General features: G+C 61.6%; 17 protein-coding genes and 1 pseudogene. 5 read left to right on the top strand and 13 right to left on the bottom strand.

Annotated features, from left to right (window positions below):
• Nucleotides 1-4: 4 nt before the first annotated feature.
• The 4 genes from waaA to HGP12_RS20485 all read right to left on the bottom strand — a co-directional run bounded on the left by waaA (nt 5) and on the right by HGP12_RS20485 (nt 3,999).
• Entirely contained in the window at nt 5-1,324 is a 1,320-nt protein-coding gene (gene waaA / locus HGP12_RS20500) for a lipid IV(A) 3-deoxy-D-manno-octulosonic acid transferase (protein WP_168840890.1), read from the bottom strand.
• 177 nt (nt 1,325-1,501) lie between these two features.
• Nucleotides 1,502-1,747 carry a DUF4170 domain-containing protein gene (locus tag HGP12_RS20495; RefSeq protein ID WP_034508466.1) on the bottom strand — a complete coding sequence of 82 codons (246 nt, stop codon included), beginning with the start codon at nt 1,745-1,747 and terminating at the stop codon, nt 1,502-1,504.
• A 61-nt stretch (nt 1,748-1,808) separates the two neighbouring features.
• A complete protein-coding gene (locus tag HGP12_RS20490; protein WP_168840891.1) occupies nt 1,809-2,618 on the bottom strand; it encodes a 3'(2'),5'-bisphosphate nucleotidase CysQ in 810 nt (269 codons plus the stop codon).
• Nucleotides 2,619-2,646: 28 nt separating this feature from the next.
• A complete protein-coding gene (locus HGP12_RS20485; RefSeq protein ID WP_168840892.1) occupies nt 2,647-3,999 on the bottom strand; it encodes a TldD/PmbA family protein in 1,353 nt (450 codons plus the stop codon).
• A 149-nt stretch (nt 4,000-4,148) separates the two neighbouring features.
• Here HGP12_RS20485 and HGP12_RS20480 point away from each other — a divergent pair, with 149 nt between their 5' ends.
• Entirely contained in the window at nt 4,149-5,969 is a 1,821-nt protein-coding gene (locus tag HGP12_RS20480) for a monovalent cation:proton antiporter-2 (CPA2) family protein (protein WP_168879624.1), read from the top strand.
• 54 nt (nt 5,970-6,023) lie between these two features.
• Here the strand turns inward: HGP12_RS20480 and HGP12_RS20475 are convergent, their stop codons facing one another.
• The 3 genes from HGP12_RS20475 to HGP12_RS20465 are packed head-to-tail and all read right to left on the bottom strand — an operon-like array spanning nt 6,024 to nt 9,545.
• Complete coding sequence (locus HGP12_RS20475; protein WP_168840894.1) at nt 6,024-6,890, bottom strand: patatin-like phospholipase family protein; 867 nt, start codon at nt 6,888-6,890, stop codon at nt 6,024-6,026.
• Between the two features lie 18 nt (nt 6,891-6,908).
• Entirely contained in the window at nt 6,909-7,475 is a 567-nt protein-coding gene (rsmD, locus tag HGP12_RS20470; RefSeq protein WP_168840895.1) for a 16S rRNA (guanine(966)-N(2))-methyltransferase RsmD, read from the bottom strand.
• A gap of 6 nt (nt 7,476-7,481) precedes the next feature.
• Nucleotides 7,482-9,545 (bottom strand): pseudouridine synthase, encoded by a 2,064-nt coding sequence (locus HGP12_RS20465; protein WP_168840896.1) that lies wholly within the window; start codon nt 9,543-9,545, stop codon nt 7,482-7,484.
• 72 nt (nt 9,546-9,617) lie between these two features.
• Between HGP12_RS20465 and HGP12_RS20460 the strand changes: the two genes are divergently transcribed.
• The gene (locus HGP12_RS20460) at nt 9,618-10,076 is read left to right on the top strand and encodes a nucleoside deaminase (RefSeq protein ID WP_168840897.1); all 459 of its coding nucleotides are present in this window, start codon (nt 9,618-9,620) and stop codon (nt 10,074-10,076) included.
• A 35-nt stretch (nt 10,077-10,111) separates the two neighbouring features.
• Here HGP12_RS20460 and HGP12_RS20455 read toward each other — a convergent pair whose 3' ends face one another.
• The 6 genes from HGP12_RS20455 to HGP12_RS20430 all read right to left on the bottom strand — a co-directional run bounded on the left by HGP12_RS20455 (nt 10,112) and on the right by HGP12_RS20430 (nt 17,703).
• Complete coding sequence (locus HGP12_RS20455) at nt 10,112-10,741, bottom strand: hypothetical protein (RefSeq protein WP_168840898.1); 630 nt, start codon at nt 10,739-10,741, stop codon at nt 10,112-10,114.
• A gap of 134 nt (nt 10,742-10,875) precedes the next feature.
• The gene (gene ileS, locus HGP12_RS20450) at nt 10,876-13,758 is read right to left on the bottom strand and encodes an isoleucine--tRNA ligase (protein ID WP_168841102.1); all 2,883 of its coding nucleotides are present in this window, start codon (nt 13,756-13,758) and stop codon (nt 10,876-10,878) included.
• Between the two features lie 300 nt (nt 13,759-14,058).
• Nucleotides 14,059-15,534 (bottom strand): monocarboxylate uptake permease MctP, encoded by a 1,476-nt coding sequence (gene mctP, locus HGP12_RS20445; RefSeq protein ID WP_168840899.1) that lies wholly within the window; start codon nt 15,532-15,534, stop codon nt 14,059-14,061.
• Entirely contained in the window at nt 15,524-15,721 is a 198-nt protein-coding gene (locus HGP12_RS20440) for a DUF3311 domain-containing protein (protein ID WP_168840900.1), read from the bottom strand. The genes mctP and HGP12_RS20440 overlap by 11 nt, the downstream gene beginning before the upstream one ends.
• A 134-nt stretch (nt 15,722-15,855) precedes the next feature.
• Entirely contained in the window at nt 15,856-16,839 is a 984-nt protein-coding gene (locus HGP12_RS20435; RefSeq protein WP_168840901.1) for a bifunctional riboflavin kinase/FAD synthetase, read from the bottom strand.
• A gap of 15 nt (nt 16,840-16,854) precedes the next feature.
• Nucleotides 16,855-17,703 carry a TIGR01459 family HAD-type hydrolase gene (locus HGP12_RS20430; protein WP_168840902.1) on the bottom strand — a complete coding sequence of 283 codons (849 nt, stop codon included), beginning with the start codon at nt 17,701-17,703 and terminating at the stop codon, nt 16,855-16,857.
• A 425-nt stretch (nt 17,704-18,128) separates the two neighbouring features.
• Between HGP12_RS20430 and groES the strand changes: the two genes are divergently transcribed.
• The 3 genes and pseudogenes from groES (at nt 18,129) to HGP12_RS20415 (ending at nt 21,170) form a co-directional block, all read left to right on the top strand.
• A complete protein-coding gene (gene groES, locus HGP12_RS20425) occupies nt 18,129-18,425 on the top strand; it encodes a co-chaperone GroES (RefSeq protein WP_069612395.1) in 297 nt (98 codons plus the stop codon).
• Nucleotides 18,426-18,498: 73 nt separating this feature from the next.
• A complete protein-coding gene (gene groL / locus HGP12_RS20420) occupies nt 18,499-20,139 on the top strand; it encodes a chaperonin GroEL (RefSeq protein WP_168840903.1) in 1,641 nt (546 codons plus the stop codon).
• A 585-nt stretch (nt 20,140-20,724) separates the two neighbouring features.
• A pseudogene (locus HGP12_RS20415) lies at nt 20,725-21,170 on the top strand (hypothetical protein).
• The last annotated feature ends 156 nt before the right edge of the window (nt 21,171-21,326 follow it).

Below are 21,326 nucleotides of genomic sequence, written 5' to 3'. Positions count from 1 at the left end.
CTTCTCAACCGTTCGCCATCGTCTTCGGCATCAGCCGCGCTTTCACCGAAAGCGGATTGATATAGGGCTCCAGCCCCTTCACCGTTGCCGCCAGCGCACCACGCATTTCATGCACGGCTGCGAAGCCGGCATCGATCATGCTGCGTCGTGCCGTGTCGTTGGTCAGCAAATAATGCACGCCGCGCGCCAGCATCTCGGTGTCGCGCACCATGCGGGCGCTGCCGCGACGGGCAAGCAACTGATAGGAGTCGCGGAAATTCTGGACATGGCCGCCGGTCAGGATCGCGCAGCCGAGCATGGCCGGCTCAAGCGGATTCTGGCCGCCTTCGTTGAACAGCGATTTGCCCATGAAGGCGACTTCGGTCATCCGCAGATAAAGCCCCATCTCGCCAATCGTATCGCCGAGGAAGACGTCGACTTCAGGCGAGAGAATATCGTTGCGGGTGCGGCGCGCCACCTTCAGACCCTGTTCCGCGAGCATCGCCTCGATCGCGTCGCAGCGCTCGGGATGACGCGGCACGATGATGGTGAGCTGGCCGTTGTGCTCCTTCAGCATCTTGTGGACGGACGCCGCGGCATTTTCCTCACCGTCGAAAGTGGAGACCGCGGCCCAGGTCTTTCGGTCGCCGACCTGCTTCATGTAGCCGGCAAGCGTCGGCGCATCGTGGGACGGCGCGTCCGTATCCACCTTAAGATTGCCCGATCTGATCACCTGCACGGCACCGAGATCACGGAAGCGTTCGGCGTCGAGGTCCGATTGAGCCACGACCAGGGCCAGATTTTCAAACAGCGCCTCGGCAAGCGTGGGATGGCGGCTCCAGCGGGCAAAGGAGCGATCCGACATGCGGGCATTGACGAGGATTTGCGGAATGCGCCTGCGGCCGAGCTCCGTGATGGTCGTCGGCCAGATCTCGGATTCGGCGAAAATGGCGCAATCGGGCTGCCAATATTCGAGGAAACGCTTAATGGCCGGCTTAAGATCGAGAGGAACATACTGATGGATGACCTCCTCGCCGAGGCGCTGATGCGCGACCTTGGCCGAGGTGATCGTGCCCGTCGTCAGAATGACGTGAATGTCGCGGCGGCGGATTTCGCGGATCAACGGGATGACGGCCGATGTCTCGCCGACGCTTGCCGCATGGAACCAGATCAACGGCCCTTGCGGACGATTGGCGCTCGCATAGCCGGAGCGTTCCAGTTTGCGGGAGCTCTCCTCCTTGCCCTTCGCCGCCCGAACAGCGAGATAAGGCCCGATGAACGGATAGACGGCGATCCCGCCAAAACGATAGGCGCTCAAGGCAAGACGCGCCCTGAGGCTACTCATTTCGATCGCCTCCTATCCCAGCTGATCATCATCTATGCCAAATCCCGATTGTCAGACGGCCGAGTAAGCAGCCGGATTTTCGTTCTTATTGTGTCAAGGATACTGCTTCATGGCCGGATTTAAAGCGAGAACGCCTCACCGGATGGAGATATCAAATGCAAATTCGGTGATGCGGCCTCAGGATGCCGCTTTTTCCTGCGGATCGAGCAAGCGATGCAGATGGACGATGAAATAACGCATGTGAGCGTTGTCGACAGTCTGCTGCGCCTTGGACTTCCAAGCCGTCAGCGCGCTCGCGTAGTCGGGATACATGCCGACAATATCGAGCTCGTTGAGATTCCGGAATTGAACTTCTTCGAGGTTTTCCAATTCACCGCCGAAGACGAGGTGCAGGAGCTGCTTTTTGCCGCTGGTATCAGTCATTTTCGTCTCTTTCTACTATCGTCCCCCTCCGCTCTTCATCTGAGGGATTTTGACCGAAAGGTCAACCGTCTCGTCGGTGAGAAAGCTGACGGAGAAACTCCGGTAATTGCGATGCCGATGCCCCGCAAAGTTCGTCATGCGATACCTCGGCGCGATTGTAGCGCAAGGCATTGCCCGCGAGATCCACGAGGGCACCGCCGGCCCGCTCCAGAATAAGATCGGCGGCCGCCAGATCCCAGTCATGCGAGTTGCGCTTGACGATGGTTCCTTCGAGCCGCCCATCCGCCACCATGGCGAGACGATAGGCAAGCGAGGGAACATGCTTCACCCGCTCGACCGTCTTGCGGAAGTCAGGATCGAAGCTCTTCAGCATATCCTCGCCGGTCGCCAGCCGATGGATGGCATCGCCGACCCTATGGGAAACGCTGATCGGCTTGCCGTTCTTCAGAGCCTGCCCATCGGTCGTCGCCACGAACAACTCGTCCAGCGCCGGCGCGTAGAGAACTCCCGCCACGGGCCGCCCATCGGTGACGACGGCAACGCTGACGCACCAGAGATCCAAGCCTGAGAGAAATCCTCTGGTGCCATCGATCGGATCGACGACGAAGACGGTCTCGTGCTTCAGCCGCGCGGCATCGTCATCGGTTTCCTCGGAAAGCCAGCCATAATCCGGCCGCGCCGAGCGCAGGGTGGCGGCAAGACTTTCATTGGCGGCGAAATCGGCAGCGCTGACCGGGGACTGGCCGTTATTCTTCCACCAGACCTCCGGCGACTGCCGGAAGAAACCGAGAGCGATCTTGCCCGCCTCGAGCGCGGCACCCACGATCAGGTCCACATCGCTCAACCGGCCGGCCTTCTGGCTATCGATCATTCACAAATTCCAATCTCCGCTCGTTTTTTCAGCGGCCAGCCAACGTCATGCCTTCTATCGCAAGCGTCGGAGCGGCGACACCGAAATCGCGATCGATGTCGTTCGCCGGCGTCACGCGCATGAACATGTCCTTCAGGTTGGAGGCGATCGTCACCTCCGAAACCGGGAAGGTCAATTCGCCGTTCTCGATCCAGAAGCCGGTCGCGCCCCGGCTGTATTCGCCGGTGATCATGTTGACGCCTTGGCCGATCAGCTCGGTGACGTAGAAGCCCGTTCCGACGCTGCGGATCAGCTCTTCCGGCGAAATATCGCCCGGCTCAAGCGCGAGATTGGTGGACGCGGGCGATACAGCGGTGCCACCGCGCACGCCGCGGCCATTGGTCTTCAGGCCGCCGCCGATTTCCCGCGCCGTCGCCGTGGATAGGAACCAGGACTGCAGCACGCCGTCCTCGATCATGACGAGCCGCTTGCCGGACACGCCCTCGCCATCGAAGGGCCGCGAGGACGGGCCGCGCACGATTAGCGGATCGTCCGTGATCGAAAGGCCTGATTTCAGCACCTGCTGGCCCATCTTGTCGCGCAGGAAGCTGGTCTTGCGGGCGACGGAAGCGCCGTTGATCGCGCCGGCGATGTGGCCGACGAAGCCGCGCGCGACGCGCGGATCGAAAACGACGGTGACGTTCTTGCCCGTCGGCACCTGGCGCGGATTGAGGCGCTTGACCACACGTTCGCCGGCGCGACGGCCGATTTCCTCGGCCGCATCCAGCTCGGCAAAATAGAGACGGCTGTCGAAATCATAGTCGCGCTCCATCCCGGTGCCTTCACCGGCGATGACGCTGACCGAGCGCCCGAAGCGGGAACCCATATAATGGCCGGCAAAACCATGCGACGTGACGAGCACCAGGCCGCCCATGCCGGCGGAAGCGCCGGCGCCGGAGGAGTTGGTGACGCCGGAAACGGCGAGTGCGGCCGCTTCGGTCGCAAGCGCTGCTTCCCGCAGCTGCTCCGAGGAGACCTCGGTCGGATCGAACAGTTCGAGATCAGGATAGCTCTTGGCAAGATCCGCCTCATCGGCAAGGCAGGCAAAAGGATCTTCGGGCGAAACCCTGGCCATGGCGACCGCACGCTCGGCAAGAGCGTTGAGATCGAAGCCGGGATTGGCCGAAACGCTCGCCACGCGATTGCCGACGAAGACCCGCAGCGAAAAGTCGTCGCTTTCCGACGACTCCGTGCCCTCGACCTTGCCGAGGCGGACGCTGACGGAATGGGCTCTCGATCGCACCACGACGGCATCGGCCGCATCCGCGCCGGCTTTCCGGGCGAGATCGATCAATTGGCTGGCGCGGGAAAGCAGAGCGGCGGAATCGATTTCAGAGGTCATGACTTGGCCTTTCCTTCGCGTTCCATTTATTGTGCACTACATGAAGCATCAAGGGCGGCAAAGCCGATTCTTGTTCTAATCCCTTCACGCATGGTTGTTTATCATGATCATGCGTCGCAATACCGCCTGCCCATGGAAAGAAATAGACGATGTCCGCCACCAATAGTCTCTTCACCGAAACCCTGATGCTGCTCGGAGGCGCCGTCGTTACGGCGCCGATCTTCAAGAAACTCGGATTGGGGACAGTGCTTGGCTATCTTGCGGCCGGTGTAGTGATCGGCCCGATATTGCACGGCATCGGCGACAGCGAAGCCGTTCTTGCCGTGGCGGAGCTGGGCGTCGTCTTCCTGTTGTTCATCATCGGCCTGGAATTGAAGCCCTCGCGCCTCTGGCAGATGCGGCGGGATATTTTCGGCCTCGGCTCGGCGCAGGTGATTTTAAGCGGTCTCGTCCTGATGTTTGCCGCCTATCTCGGCGGAATTGCCGGATGGAAGGGCAGCATCATCATCGGCTTCGGCCTGGCGCTCTCCTCGACCGCCTTTGCCATGCAGATTCTGGAACAGCAGGGCGACGTCAATACGAAATACGGGCAGCGTTCCTTCTCAATGCTGCTGCTGCAGGATCTTGCCATCGTGCCCCTGCTGGCGCTCATCACCGTTCTCGACGGACCGAAGGAAACCACCAATCCGCTCCCCGATCTTGCGATCGCGATCGGCGCCGTGGCGGCAATGGTTATCGCCGGCCGCTATCTGCTGACGCCGCTGTTCCAGGTGATCGCGCGCACCGGCGCGCGGGAAGCGATGATCGCAGCCGCCCTCTTCGTCGTCATGGGTTCTGCGACGCTGATGCAGCTCGCCGGACTTTCCATGGCGATGGGCGCCTTTCTCTCCGGCGTGATGCTTGCCGAATCCTCTTATCGTCACGAACTGGAAGCCGATATCGAGCCCTTCCGCGGCGTGTTGCTCGCTATCTTCTTCATTGCCGTCGGCCTGTCGCTGAAACTCGAGGTGATTCTCGACAATTGGGTGCTGATCCTGCTCGCCGTCCCGGTCATGATGATCATCAAGGCGATCGTGATCTATGCCCTCTGCCGCGCGACGGGCTCGCCGCGGAATGATGCCGTCCGCATCGCCGGCCTGCTGCCGCAAGGCGGCGAATTCGGCTTCGTGCTCTTCAGCGCCGCCAGCGCCAGCGGCGGCCTCTTCTCGGCCAACACCGCGTCGATGCTGATCGCCATCGTCACGCTGTCGATGGCGCTGACACCGCTAAGTTCCGCGCTTGCGAAGCGGCTGATGAAGGGCGACACGCAGGAGGAGCTGGACGAGGACTTCGAAGGTGCCGGCTCCGACGTACTGATGATCGGGTTTTCGCGTTTCGGCCAGATTGCCGCGCAAATCCTGCTTGCGAGCGGCCGTGACGTGACCGTCATCGATTTCTCCGCCGACCGCATCCGCCAGGCATCGAGCTTCGGCTTCCGCATCTATTTCGGCGACGGAACCCGCAAGGACGTGCTGCGCTCCGCCGGTATCGACCGCGCCAAGATCGTCGTCGTCAGCACGCATTCGCGGGAGGTGACCGACAAGATCGTCGAGCTCGTGCAGACCGATTATCCGCATGCGCGCATCTTCGTGCGCTCCTATGACCGCGTTCATTCGATCGAGCTGCGCCACAAGGGCGTCGATTACGAGCTGCGCGAGACGCTGGAATCCGGTCTGCTCTTCGGCCGCCGCACCCTGGAAGCGCTTGGCGTCAGCGAGGCCGAAGCCTATGAGATCGGCGAGGATATCCGCAAGCGCGATGAGCAAAGGCTGGTGCTGCAGGTCAGCGAAGGGCTGCAGGCGGGCACCGACATGCTCTATTCCCGCCCGGTCAAGCCGGAGCCGCTGGTCAAGCCGAAACGGGCCGCCGATACCTACAGCGACGTCGACGATCTGGTGGCGTTGCCGCAAGAGGAGCCGGAGCGGGTTTAGGCTGCCGTTTGTGCAGCCAGGGAAAGTGGCGTCACTCAATTCCCGTGAGCCGCTCTAATTCTTCGCCGTCATCACGCGGTCGAGGGCAAATTTCAGTTCGTCCTTGACGCCAGCCGACATGGCGAGGATATCGCGCGCCTTCAGGAAATCGAGGACGCCTGTGCGGCCGACGGCCGGGCGCAGGAAAATCTGCGGTGCCTGCAGGCGCAGCTTCAGCGCAATGTTTGACTGCATGGTTAGCTGGCCTGCCCCGAACAGGCTTTCAATGCGGTTCGGAATATGCCGGCCGCCGCCTTCGGGACCGCCGACAACATCGATGCCGATGATGATATCGGCAAGTCCGGCGAGATGCTCGTAAGGAACCGGGTTCATGATGCCGCCGTCGATCATCACGCGATCCCCGAGTCTGACCGGCATGAAGACGGCGGGAATGGCGGCGGAAGCCGCAAGCACCGGAAAGAGCTCGCCCTTTTCGATCACGACTTCAGCCTGATCGTAGTAATCCGTTGTCACCACCTTCAGCGGTATGTGCAATTCCGAAAAATTCTCCGGAAATGTGGTCGGCAGGAACGTGCGAAGGATGCGTTCGAGATTGAACTGGCCGAACCGGATGCTGCGCATGTTGACCGGCCGCAAGCTCCAGATCTTGTTGAGCACGGCGGGACGATTGCCGACCGTTGCAAGCGTATGGTCGCGGATTTCCGCGCCGGTCATGCCGACCGCCATGGCCGCGCCCATGATCGAGCCGATGGAAGAGCCTGCTATCGCGACCGGGCGGATGCCGAGTTCGTCCAGCGCCTCGATGATGTGAATATGGGCGAGCCCGCGCGCGCCGCCGCAGCCGAAGGCGACCGCGACGCTCGGCATGCCGGAGGCGGCAACCGGGTAATCGCTGCCGACGAAATCAGCATAATCGCCCATATCCTTCTCCTTCCCCCGTTACGCCGTCCTCGGCTGATAACGGAAGAAATGCATCTTGCTGTCACCGAAGGTCCGTTCCTCCAGAAACAGGAAATCCGGCGGCGCGGCAACGGTTACGTCGGAACGCTCCTCGATGATCGCAAGCGCTCCCGGCACGAGCCAGCCGCCGGCGGCCGCTGCAGCAAAGGCTTTCTCACCCAATCCCTTGCCATAGGGCGGATCGGCGAAGAGAAAATCGAAAGGTTCGAGATTGCCGACGCTGCCGAGATCCGTTGCGTCGCGACGGAGCATGCGTGTGCGGCCGTGAAGGCCAAGCGCATCGATATTTTCCCAGAGAAGACCCCTGCCCTCGACGCTGCTTTCGACGAAGAGCACATGACGGCAGCCGCGCGAGGCCGCTTCCAGCCCGACGGCGCCAGTGCCGGCAAAGACGTCCATCATCCGCGTGCTGTCGATGGCGTCAGGGTAGGCGTGGCTCAGGATGTTGAAGAGGCTTTCGCGCGTGCGATCCGCCGTCGGACGAATATCGTTCGACTTCGGCGTTGCAAGAGAGCGACCGCGAAATTCACCGCCGACGATCCTCACCGCGCGTCAGCCCCTGCCGCCCTTGGGGCCGCCCCTGCCGGGGCCACCGCGACCGGAGCCGCCACGTGGACCGCCGGACGGGCGACCTGCGCCACCCGGCTTGCCGCCAAAGCCGCGCGGGCCACCAGGCTTTCCGCCGGGCTTGCCGCCAAATGATTTGCCGCCGCCCGGCTTCTTGCCGAAGGGCTTGCCGGGTGGCCGATCACCGAAGGACCGTTCGCCTTGCGGGCGATCACCGAAGGGCCGATCACCACGCGGAGCTCGATCCGCAAACGGGCGCTCGCGCGGCGGATGATCACCCTGGGGGCGATCGCCGCGTGGACGTTCCGACCGCTGCTCGCCGCCGAAAGACCGGCCGCGCGGACGCTCGTCTCCCTCGGCGCGCGGACGCCGGTCGCCACGGGGCTTGTCGCCAAACGGACGGTCACCGCGCGGCTTGTCGCCATATGGGCGTTCACTGCGCGCCGGACGATCCCCGAAGGAACGCTCCGAGCGGGCTTCACCCTGGAAAGACTTCGCGCGGGGCCGATCACCACCCTCCGGTCGCGAGCCACGTTCGCCGCGCGGACGATCGCTGAATGGCCTGTCACCGCGAGGCTTGTCACCATAGGGACGATCACCACGGGGCTTGTCGCCAAAGGGCCGGTCGCCGCGCGGAGGACGATCGCCGAACGGGCGGTCGCCACGGGGACGTTCGGAGCGCTTGCGGTCGAAGTCATCATTATCGCCGCGCGCCTTACGCGGAGCTTCTTCGCTCGAACGGATCCATTCGCCATCCGCCTCGTCGACGCGGTTGACGCGAACGCGCGGGCCTTCGTCCGGACGGTCGTAACCGCTGCGCTGCGGACGTTCCGCCTCACCGCGCTTCGCGGCGGTCCTCACGTTCTTGGCGGCTTTTGCGGCTGCCTTCTCACCCAGCGGGCGGGCACCGGGCGCCATCCAGACATTGGCGCTGCGACGCGGGCCGAGCGGCTGGCGCTTTGCCCGGTCGTCGTCCTTGTGGCCGCCTTCGCGGCGATCGTCGTGCTTGGCGTCGCGCTTCGTGTCCAGACGGCTCAGGGCGCGCTCGCGCTTATCTTCGGGACGTTCACGACGCGGGCGCTCCTCCTTGGCCGCACGAACCGGGGCAGTGCGAGCCGGCTTGGCATCCGCCTCTTCGGCATCGGCAACAGCAGGAGCATTGTAGAGCGGGGCATCGAAATTCGCCTTGGCCTCATCGACCAGGCGCGGACCCAGCTGATCGCGCAGCGTGCGGCCGCGCACCTCAAGCACGTGGCCTTCCGGCAACTCACCGAGCTGGAACGGGCCGTAGGAGATGCGGATCAGGCGGTTGACCTCCAGACCGAGCGCGCCGAGCACGTTCTTGATTTCGCGGTTCTTGCCCTCACGCAGGCCCATGGTGATCCAGACGTTGGAGCCTTGCGTGCGGTCGAGCGTCGCATCGATCGAGCCGTAGAGCACACCGTCAACGGCAATGCCTTCCTTCAGCTTGTCGAGCGCTTCCTGATCGATCTCGCCATGGGCGCGGACACGGTAGCGGCGCAGCCAGCCGGTCGTCGGCAGCTCCAGAACGCGGGCCAGGCCGCCGTCATTGGTCAGCAGCAACAGGCCTTCGGTGTTGATGTCGAGGCGGCCGATCGACAGGACGCGCGGTAGCTCTTCCGGCAGGTTGTCGAAAACGGTCGGACGCCCTTCCGGATCGGCATTGGTGGTCACCAGGCCAGCCGGCTTGTGATAGAGCCACAGGCGCGTGCGCTCGATACCGCGAATCGGCACGCCGTCGACCTCGATCTTGTCGGCCAGGGTCACGTTGACCACGGGCGTATCCAGCAGCACGCCGTTCAGACTGACACGGCCATCCAGGATCATGCGCTCGATATCGCGGCGCGACGCCACGCCGGCGCGCGCCATCACCTTGGAAATGCGCTCGGCCTTTCCATCCCCTGTCACGGTTTCATCCGCCGCCTTGACGGCCGCGGCCTTTGCCGGCTTCGCGCCATCCGATTTCGTCTGCTTGTCGCGAGCAAAGGGCTTCGACCCAGGCCGCTTGGGCTTGTCATTCATTGTCATTTGTTGTTTGCCTGAATTTTTAACGCGTGTTCCTATCAGGTCACGCCCTTGCGGTTAAGTGGAAAAACTTGAATGGCGGCTACAAATCAATTCATGGAGCTTGCTTTGACCGAAGCGCGCCGCGCCGGAGAGCGTGGCGAAGTGCCGATCGGCGCCGTTGTCGTTCTCGGCAGCAAGGTCATCGCCACGGCCGGCAACCGCACCCGCGAGCTCAACGACGTCACCGCCCATGCGGAAATCGTCGCCATCCGCCTGGCCTGCGAGGAGCTTGGCCAGGAGCGTCTCACGGGCGCCGATCTCTACGTCACGCTGGAGCCCTGCACCATGTGCACCGCGGCCATTTCGTTCGCGCGCATCCGTCGTCTTTACTATGGCGCCGAGGATCCGAAAGGCGGAGGCGTCGACAATGGCGTGCGCTTCTATCATCAGCCGACCTGCCATCATGCGCCGGAGGTCTATTCCGGCCTCGGCGAGACCGCATCCGCCGATATCCTCAGAGGCTTCTTTCAAGCGAAACGCTCCGAAGACTGAAAGCGGCAGATTAGGGCTGCCGCTTCGAGAGCTTCTTACTGGAAGGGCTTCCACCAGCTGCTGTTGTTGGACTGCTGCGCAGCCTCCGCATCCTTCTTGCGCTTCTTTTCCTTCTTGGATTCGGGCGTGCCGAGATCGCTGAGGGCAGCCTGATCGGAAACCTGGCGATATTGCTGCGGCGGGTCGATCAGATAGCGGCGCTGGTCGATATAGGTGCCGGCCTGATCCTGGCGCGTGGCGCGATAGGCGGCCGTCTGCTGGGCCTCCGTCATACGGTTTCTGCTGCTGTCGGCCTGGGCCAGCGGCGACCGATAATTGACGTCGTTCTTCTTCTGGTCGGCCTCTTCGGCAAGGCGCTTGCGGGCGTCTTCCGGCGATTCGAGCCAAGCCGGATTGTCCTTGCTTGCCAGCGACTCCTGCGGCGCGGTCAGAGTATCCTTGGCACCACCGACAACCAGACCGGGGCGGTTCGGATATTTCACGCCCTTCGCTTTCGGCGTTGCGGCCGAAACAGAGGCAATATCGCCGAGGTCGTCCAGGAGCTGCACGCCGGCCGTCTTGTCGGTGCCATAGGTCGGGCTGCTCAGGCAACCGGACATTGCGCCACAGCCAACCACAAGTGCCGCCAAGCTGACGCCGATACGAACCTTATGCATCGCTCTCATGAAAACCCTTCCCAGCCATGCCGGAATAAACGTAACAGGACCCCAATAGACGGCAACTGCCGTAAAAATCGGGCCATTTTCAGGCAGCTTTTACCGGATGAACGCCGCAAAGGCAATTCATCCGGCAACTTTCTTCAGTTGACAGCCATCAGCTCTCGCAATGCCGCGGCATCGCGAGCCGAGACATCCGGATATTCCGGATCGGAACCGACATCGGCGGTGATGCGCCAGGAACGGGCGCATTTGCGGCCTTCGGCAAGCTTCGGAACCACGCTGATCCTAGCGGTGTCATCAAGGCGGAATGCCTCCGCCGGACCTTCACTGCCAAGGATGGTGATGCCCGAGGTGATGCAGATTTCGGAGAAATCCTGCCCTTCAAGTACCTTCATCAGCTCCGGATCGGCGACATAGACAACCGGGGCAGCTTCCAGCGATGAGCCGATGCGCTTGTCCTTGCGTTCGATTTCCAGTGCGCCGGTGACGACGCTGCGCACGGCGCGGATCTTCTTCCACTTCTCGGCCAGCGCCTCGTTCTTCCATTCAGCGGGAATGGCGACGAATTGCTCGAGATGAACCGAGACCGCCGAGGGATTGCGCGACAGCCATGCCTCCTCCGTGGTGAAGGGCAGCATCGGCGCCAGCCACGTCACCATGCAATCGAAGATCGTGCGGATGACGGCGAGCGAAGCGCGGCGGCGCAGGCTCGACGGCGCATCGCAGTAGAGCGCATCCTTGCGGACATCGAAATAGAAGGCCGAAAGCTCGACATTGGCAAAATCGATCAAGGCGCGGGCAATGCGCTTGAAGTCGAAGGCGTCGTAGCTTTCACGCACCAGCTCGTCGAGTTCGGCGAGGCGATGCAGCATAAGCCGCTCCAGCTCCGGCATGTCGGCATAGGCGATCACTTCACCCTTGTCGTGCGCCAGCGTGCCGAGCATCCAGCGGATAGTGTTGCGCAGCTTGCGATAGGCATCGACATTGGTCTGGATGATGGCCTTGCCGAGGCGCTGGTCTTCCCAATAGTCCGTGGTCATGACCCAGAGGCGCAGGATATCGGCGCCGGCATCCTTCATCACGTCCTGCGGAGCGACGACATTGCCGAGCGACTTCGACTGCTTGCGGCCCTGCTCGTCCATGGTGAAGCCGTGCGTGACGACCGTGTCGTAGGGCGCGCGGCCCCGGGTCGCGGCGCTTTCGAGCAGCGACGAATGGAACCAGCCGCGATGCTGATCGGAGCCTTCGAGATAGACGTCAGCCGGCCACTTCAGGTCCGGACGGTCTTCCAGCGTGAAGGTGTGGGTCGAACCGGAATCGAACCAGACATCGAGGATGTCCATGACCTGCGTCCAGGGCTCGTTGGCCTTCTCGCCGAGGAAACGCTCGCGCGCGCCTTCGGCGAACCAGGCATCGGCGCCTTCCTGTTCGAAAGCCTCGAGGATGCGGGCGTTGACGCCGTCATCCTGCAGGATGTTGCCCTGCTCGTCGACGAAGATCGCGATCGGCACGCCCCAGGCACGCTGGCGCGAGAGTACCCAATCCGGGCGCTGCTCTATCATGGCGCGCAGACGGTTCTGGCCGGCTGATGGCACGAAACGGGTATCGTCGATCGCCTTGAGCGCACGGGTACGCAGCGTCGAACCGTCCGCGAAGTCCTTGTCCATGTAGACGAACCACTGCGGCGTGTTGCGGAAGATGACCGGCTTCTTCGAGCGCCAGGAATGCGGATAGGAGTGCTTGATCCTGCCGCGCGCAAACAGCGTATTCGTCTCGATCAGCGCCTTGATGACGAGATCGTTGGCATTGCCCTTCTTGCCGTTGTCGTCCATGACACGGCCACCCTCGAAGCCGGGGGCATCGGCGGTATAGAAGCCGGCGTCATCGACCGGGAACGGAATGGTGGAGGAGATACCGCGCTTTTCGAGGTCGCGGGCGTGCGACGTCCAGGCATCAAAGTCCTCGCGGCCGTGGCTGGGAGACGTGTGCACGAAGCCGGTGCCGGCATCGTCGGTCACGTGGTCGCCATCAAGCAACGGTACCTTGAAGCCATAGCCGAGTGTAGCGAGCGGATGGGCGCAGGTGAGTGCGGCCAGATCGTCGGCGGTCACATCGCCCAGGCGCTTGTACTGCAGCTTTGCCTTGGCGAAGGATTCCTCTGCCAGCTTGTCGGCGAAGATCAACTTTTCGCCGGGGCGCGGGCCGAAGTCATTGACCGCTTCCGTGACTTCATAGAGTCCGTAGGACACGCGCGAGGAATAGGCGATCGCGCGGTTGCCGGGGATCGTCCACGGCGTGGTCGTCCAGATGACGACGAAGGCGCCGGCGAGACCAGCCGAGCCTTCAGCCACCGGGAATTTCACCCAGATCGCATCGCTCTCGACGTCGGCATATTCGACTTCGGCTTCGGCAAGGGCCGTGCGCTCGACGACGGACCACATGACCGGCTTGGAACCGCGGTAAAGCTGACCGGTGCGGGCGATCTTCAAAAGCTCGCCGGCGATGCGGGATTCCGCATGGAAATTCATGGTCAGATAGGGATTGTCGAAATCACCCGTGATGCCGAGGCGCTTGAACTCCTCGGACTGGATCTTGATCCAGCCGGCAGCAAAATCGCGGCATTCCTGGCGAAACTCGTTCACCGGAACCTCGTCCTTGTTCTTGCCCTTCTCGCGGTATTTTTCCTCGATCTTCCATTCGATCGGCAGGCCGTGGCAATCCCAGCCGGGGACATAGTTGCTGTCATAGCCGCGCATCTGGAACGAGCGGGTGATGACGTCCTTCAGGATCTTGTTCAGCGCATGGCCGATATGGATGTGGCCGTTGGCATAGGGTGGGCCGTCGTGCAGCACGAACTTCTCGCGGCCGGCAGCGGAGGCGCGGAGCTTCTTATAGAGGTTCATCTCCTCCCAGCGCTTCACCAGCTCCGGCTCCTTCTGCGGCAGCCCGGCGCGCATCGGAAAATCGGTTTCCGGCAGGTAAAGGGTCTTGGAGTAATCCATCTTTTCAGCGGTATCGGTCATAGTCGTGACAATTGCCTCGGTGTCTCGGGCGTCTTGCGCCTGAACTGGCGCAGCCATATGGGGATTTTTCGGCGGCGGAAAGCGCCTCGTGAACGAGACGCCGAAAACCCGGACCTTCCGGCAGCTTACAGCGCGCGGAAGGCCGGGCCAATAATTCGTATCGAGTGGCTCAGCCGAAATTGGGTCATGGTCGCCGGTTCATAGGCGTTTTTTCCACGGAAAGGAAGAGGAAACAACGCCGGCAACGCACGGAAAAGCCGCGGACGTTGCCGCCCGCGGCCGATGAGGAGCTCCGGCCCGTCAGGCGCGTGCTGTCGCGCGCGCCGGCATGACGGCGTTAAGGATCACGGACACAGCGATATTGGCGGCCAGCGCCAACAGCCCCGTATAGACGGTGAAGCTTGCGTCTCCGAGCGCAACCATGTGCAGTGGTTTCCAGCCGGCATCCCACACGAGGTAGGTCCCGCCGAAGAAGCCGACGAACCAGCCGGCAAGCAGGGCGGGCGCACGGAACCACTTGGTATAGAGGCCGAAGACCAGCGCCGGCAGCGTCTGCAGGATCCATATGCCGCCCAGAAGCTGGAGATCGAGCGCGAACTGCGTCGGCAGGAAAATGATGACGAGAAGCGCGCCGATCTTGACGACGAGCGAGGTCATCTTGGCGACCTTCGCCTCGCCAGCATCAGAAACCTGAGGATCGACGTAAGCCTTCCAGAAGTTGCGGGTAAAGAGGTTGGCTGCGCCGATGCTCATCACGGCCGCGGGAACGAGCGCGCCGATGGCGATGGCCGCGAAGGCGAAGCCCGCAAACCAGCTCGAGAACAGGGTCTGGAACAGCGCCGGCACCACGTCATTGGCGCTGTCCAGCTTCAGATTTGCCGCATGGCCCATATAACCGAGCAGCGCCAGGAGACCCAGCAGCAGCGTATAGGCCGGCAGCAGCACCGCATTCTTGCGGATGGTATTGCCGCTGTTGGAGGCGAAGATGCCGGTGAGCGTGTGCGGGTACATGAAGGCGGCCAGCGCCGAACCGAGCGCCAGCGTCGCATAGGCGACATACTGGTTACCGCCGAGAAGCAGGCTGCCCGCCCCCTTGGCCTGGAAATCCGCATCGGCTGCCGCAAAGACATTGGCATAGCCGCCAAGCTTGGCGGGGATCAGGGCAATGGCCGCGATCACCACGATATAGATCATGATGTCCTTGACGAAGGCGATCAGCGCCGGGGCGCGAAGGCCGGCCGAATAGGTATAGAGCGCCAGAATGATGAAGGCCACCGCGAGCGGCAGTTCGCCATGAAGTCCCAGCGCCTTGAAGACCGCCGTCATGCCGACGAGCTGCAGGGCGATATAGGGCATCGTTGCGATGACACCTGTCAGAGTGACCGCCAGTTCGAGTGCGCGCGAGCCATATTGACCATGCACCACATCGCCCGCGGTGACATAGCCGTGATCCTTCGCGCGCCTCCAGAGAAGCGGCATGACCATGAAGACGAAAGGATAAACGACGATCGTATAGGGCAGCGCGAAGAAGCCATAGGCGCCGACCGTGTAAACCAAGGCCGGAACGGCGATCACGGTATAGGCGGTATAAAAATCGCCGCCGACCAGGAACCAGGTGATCCAGGTACCGAAGCTGCGGCCGCCAAGGCCCCATTCGTCGATATGGGCAAGGGTCTTCGGCTTGCGCCAGCGGGCGGCTACAAAGCCCATGATCGTGACGAGCGCCAGGAAGAAGATGAAGACGGCGAGTGCTGTCGGATCGATATCAGTCGTCATGGCGCATGCTCCGGTAGGCGATCCATGTCAGGACGGCAGTGATCGGCACCCAGGCCAGCTGATACCAGTAGAAAAAGGGGAAACCGAACAGCACCGGATCGTGACTGTTATAGAAGGGAACCCAAAGCAAGCCTATGTAGGGAATGACGAGCAGCCAGCAGGCTGCCGTTCCGAAACGTTTGTCCATCTCGTGCGCCTCTCGGAAAAATGGGTGCCGCGACTCGCACCCAGCTATATGAGCATTGCAGCATCTTCCTACCCCGCTCAAGGCAAAAACATACTGCACCGCCGCAATCTCCGCGCGCAGCATGCCGAATAAAATCAGTCGAACGCGATGACGCGATCGAGATCGCTTAGCGGCTGAACGCCGGCGAGCAGCGCCCGCGCCTCTTCCTCGTCCTTGCGGATCTGCGCGACCAACGGGTCCAGGCCATCGAACTTCAGCTCGGGGCGGAGGTAACCAAAGAAGGAGACGGAGCAGATCTGGCCGTAGAGATCGCCACTGAAATCGAAGACGAAGGTCTCGAGCAGCGGCGCGCCATTGTCTGTTACCGTCGGGCGGCGTCCGTAGCTGGCAACGGCATTACGGATGACACCATCGGCCGTGCGGAAGCGCACGGCATAGATGCCCGATCTCAGCGATATTTCCGATGGAAGCTGCATGTTTGCCGTGGGAAAGCCGAGCGTCCGACCCAGCTTCTCGCCGCCGATGACGGGCGCCTCGACAGTGAAGCGATATCCAAGCAAGCCTGCGGCCTGGGCGACATCGCCTTCGGCCAGCAGTGTGCGGATACGGCTCGACGAGATGACCTCGGTATTTTCATCGCGGAAGGCATCGATGAGCGTCACGCCGAAGCCGTTATGGCTGCCGGCGTTCATGAGGAAGGCCGGACCGCCCTGGCGATCGTGGCCGAAATGGAAATCGAAACCGGTGACGACTTCGGAGGCATGCAGCCAGTCGATCAGGATCGAATGGACGAATTCATCCGCCGAACGCTGCGAGAAGGCACGGTCAAAGGGATATTCGATGACGGCGTTGAAGCCGAGCGCTTCCAGGAGACGCGCTCTCAATGGTGCCGGTGTCAGCCGAAAGACCGGCTGCTCGGGCTTGAATATGGTGCGCGGATGCGGCTCGAAGGTCAGCACGAGCGCTGGAATGCCGCGTTCCCTGGCGATCTCCAGTGCGCGTGTGAGCACGGACTGGTGGCCACGATGCACACCATCGAAATTGCCGATGGCGACCACACCGCCCTTCAAGGCATCGGGAAGCGGCTCGCGGGTCTCGTTGCGATGGAAAACGGTCATCGTCTGCCACTCTCCTCAGACAAGGCGCGGCATCCACCACTTCGGCGAAGCTTGCTCGCGCGCCAGGAAGGCGCCGAGAGCGGCCTCATCCGTATGGCCCTCGACGACATATTCGCGGGCGTGGATGCCATGGCTGATATAAAGGAGATCGAGGCCATAATCGAGCGCGCCACGCACGTCGGTCGGCATGCCGTCGCCGATCGCGACCACGCGGGACAGCGGGAATTCACTGCGCACTTCGCGGGCCGCGGCGAGCGCTGCATCATAGATCGGCTGGTGCGGCTTGCCGGCGATGCGCGTCTCACCCCCGAGCCGCTCGTAATAGGCAGCCATGGCGCCGGCGCAGGGGATCATCCGGTGGCCACGCTCGACCACGAGATCCGGATTGGCGCAGATCATCGGCACCTTGCGGGCGGACCAAGCCGTCAGCATGTCGGTGTAGTCGTCGGGCGTTTCGGTCTCGTCATCGAAGAAACCGGTGCAGACGATGCTTTCCGCCTCGCCGGCGTCGACACGCTCAACATCAAGGTCTTCGAGGATGCCGATATCGCGCTCCGGTCCGAGCAGGAATACCTTCTTCGGCCCCTCGGCAATCAGCCTGCGAGTGACATCGCCTGAGGTTATAATGCGATCATAAACGCTGTCGGGAACACCGATCGCGCGCAGCTGCTCGACAACTTTAAGAGCGACGCGCGGAGAATTGGTGATGAGGACGACCGTCAGTCCAGAGGCGCGCGCCGCTTCGAGCGCAACCGAAGCTTCCCTATAAGCGGCGACACCATTGTGGAGCACGCCCCAGACGTCGCAGAGCGCCACATCATAAAGTTCGCCGATGTCGCGAAAGCTTTCGATCCGTTTGCCCATGCCGTCCTCGCGCCAAATAAATCACGGGCTGACATCGCAAACCAGCCGGCAAATTACAAGAGCGGCGCACAAGGTTTTTGCGTCGCACAAGGCCCGAAGAGCGGGCATGGACAAGGTCGGCGAGCGGCAGAATGACGTAGCGAGGGTAGCGGCACGATGCTCCAGAAAAGGCGTTACCATGCCCTTCTGCACAAGATCAAAATAAGGGAATCTTTGCAACAACATGTTACGCGGCATCGCCATGGGCGTTAATCATCCCCGAAACAAGCCGATAGGCGCCGCAAAAAATTCACAGTGCTGTTCTTGACTCGTTTGGTAGCCACCCCTAAATCACCCTCGCTAGCACTCTCAGATGATGAGTGCTAACAAAGCCCATACGGATCCCCCGCTGATCCGTGAATGTCATTTGATCGAGGGATTAGACAATGGCAAGCACCAATTTCCGCCCCCTTCATGACCGTGTCGTCGTTCGTCGCGTCGAGTCGGAAGAAAAGACCAAGGGTGGCATCATCATTCCCGATACCGCTAAGGAAAAGCCGCAGGAAGGCGAAATCGTCGCCATCGGCTCCGGCGCTCGTGATGAATCCGGCAAGGTCGTAGCACTCGACGTCAAGGTTGGCGATCGCGTTCTGTTCGGCAAGTGGTCCGGCACCGAAGTCAAGCTCAACGGCGAAGACCTTCTGATCATGAAGGAAGCCGACATCATGGGCATCATCGGCTAATCCAGCCGGTTCCCTTTCCGATACAGCTGACGGGCCTTAAAGCCCGGAAAACGCGAATTCAGGAGTTCAAACAATGGCAGCTAAAGAAGTAAAATTCGGCCGCAGCGCCCGCGAAAAGATGCTTCGTGGCGTCGACATCCTCGCTGACGCAGTGAAGGTCACGCTCGGCCCGAAGGGTCGTAATGTCGTCATCGACAAGTCCTTCGGCGCTCCGCGCATCACCAAGGACGGCGTCACCGTCGCCAAGGAAATCGAACTCGAAGACAAGTTCGAAAACATGGGCGCCCAGATGGTCCGCGAAGTTGCTTCGAAGACCAACGACATCGCCGGCGACGGCACCACGACCGCAACCGTTCTCGCCCAGGCCATCGTTCGCGAAGGCGCCAAGGCCGTTGCAGCCGGCATGAACCCGATGGACCTGAAGCGCGGCATCGATCTCGCCGTTGCTGAAGTCGTCAAGGATCTCCAGGCCAAGGCCAAGAAGATCAACACGTCGGAAGAAGTCGCACAGGTCGGCACGATCTCCGCAAACGGCGAAAAGCAGATCGGTCTCGATATTGCCGAAGCCATGCAGAAGGTCGGCAACGAAGGCGTCATCACGGTTGAAGAAGCCAAGACCGCCGAAACCGAACTCGAAGTCGTCGAAGGCATGCAGTTCGACCGTGGCTACCTCAGCCCCTACTTCGTGACCAACCCGGAAAAGATGATCGCCGACCTCGAAGACGTGTTCATCCTCCTGCACGAGAAGAAGCTCTCGAACCTGCAGGCGATGCTCCCGGTTCTCGAAGCCGTCGTTCAGACCGGCAAGCCGCTCCTGATCATCGCTGAAGACGTCGAAGGCGAAGCTCTTGCGACCCTCGTCGTCAACAAGCTGCGCGGTGGCCTGAAGATCGCTGCCGTCAAGGCTCCTGGCTTCGGCGATCGCCGCAAGGCCATGCTGGAAGACATCGCCATCCTGACGGGCGGCACTGTCATCTCCGAAGACCTCGGCATCAAGCTCGAGTCCGTTACCCTCGACATGCTCGGCCGTTCCAAGAAGGTTTCGATCTCCAAGGAAAACACCACGATCGTCGACGGCGCCGGCGCCAAGTCCGACATCGAAGGCCGCGTAGCTCAGATCAAGGCTCAGATCGAAGAAACCACCTCCGACTACGACCGCGAAAAGCTGCAGGAACGCCTTGCCAAGCTCGCTGGCGGTGTTGCCGTTATCCGCGTCGGCGGCTCGACGGAAGTTGAAGTCAAGGAAAAGAAGGACCGTATCGACGACGCTCTCAACGCGACGCGCGCTGCTGTTCAGGAAGGCATCGTACCGGGCGGCGGCACGGCTCTGCTGCGCTCCTCCGTCAAGATCACCGTCAAGGGTGAAAACGACGACCAGGAAGCCGGCGTCAACATCGTTCGCCGCGCTCTGCAGGCTCCTTGCCGCCAGATCGCTGAAAACGCTGGTGACGAAGCCTCCATCGTTGTCGGCAAGATCCTCGACAAGAACGAAGACAACTGGGGCTACAACGCTCAGACGGGCGTCTACGGCGACATGATCGCCATGGGCATCGTCGACCCGGTGAAGGTCGTTCGCACGGCTCTGCAGGACGCAGCTTCGGTTGCCTCGCTGCTGATCACCACCGAAGCCATGATCGCCGAACTGCCGAAGAAGGATGCTCCTGGCGGCATGCCGGGCGGCATGGGCGGCATGGGCGGCATGGACATGATGTGATAGGCTAACAGCCTGATCACAGGAATGTCCATAAAGCTTCGCCCATGCATCTTTGATGCTTCAGGCCGCCAAGCGGCCTGAAGTGGCGGCATGGACATGATGTGATAAGGCCTCTGCCTTATTACTAGTCTTCATTCCGATATCCGGAATTGACGAAGGGCGGCCCTCGGGTCGCCCTTTTTATTGGGCGCCTATGGTTTCGGCATGGGACTAACAAGTTTCGCGGAGCGCAAATTTATGCAAATTGCCCCATTGCCGTTTTTGAAAAAGCTCCTATAAATCCCAGCGCAGCGATTTTAGAGGGTTAGCTGCAATGCACGCAAATTTTACTTATTTTCGGCACGGTTAACCAGCGCCCGCGCGTGGTCATGACCTTGAGAATTGACGGGCGTCCGGATTTTTTACTTGAAATGACTTCATGGGTGGAGTCGACGGTCCGGAAGAAGCATGGCGGAAAACGGAATGAGTGGAGCCGAATACCCTGTTTTTTCATGAAGCACGGCATGCGGGAAGACATTCCATCCGGAAGATGCATGGGAATTTGGATGAAGCGCGGGAGGACCATGCACTCAAGTGGGGATCATCTTGTTCAAGATTGCCAAGGCCAATTTTGCCGCGCCGTTTGCGCCGGGCTCGCTGGAGTTTGACGGTCACAATCCTGACCTGCTCGCGCAGTTCTGCGTTCCGAGGGCTGGACGGGTGATCTGTCGAGCGGCATCATCAAGCTCGGGCAATGGAGCACGATGCTGCATGGCCTGAGTTCTTCGGAATGCGGCCTCCTGAGCCTGATGCATTGCTATGACACGCATGATCGCGCGCGCATCCTCGATCTGTTCGAACAGGCGGCAACCACCAATTCCTCTTTCTGCTATTCCACCACGACGCTTGCCGCCGGCGGCCACCGCCAGCCGATCTTTTGCGTCGGCGAATCCGTTGCCGCGGATGGTCAACACACCGGCAGCATGATCGGCGTCTTTCTGTTTCCACGCTTCAAGCCGGAGCCGGGCAGCCAGTTGGCGAGCCGGCAGTAAAAACGACTGCAGACGATGGTCAGGCGAGTCCATTATCGCCGCACTTTTGTACCTGGCCCCTCACCCCAGCCCTCTCTCCGCAAGCGGAGAGAGGGAGTCTCCTTTTCCAAAATCGATGCCTACGCCGCTGAAAGCGAACCCGCCCCCTCACCCCGT

The sequence above is a fragment of the Rhizobium sp. P28RR-XV genome (assembly GCF_012641385.1).
Taxonomy (GTDB): domain Bacteria; phylum Pseudomonadota; class Alphaproteobacteria; order Rhizobiales; family Rhizobiaceae; genus Rhizobium.
Note: the sequence above shows the minus strand (reverse complement) of the source record. Positions and strands in the feature narration are given on the sequence as shown.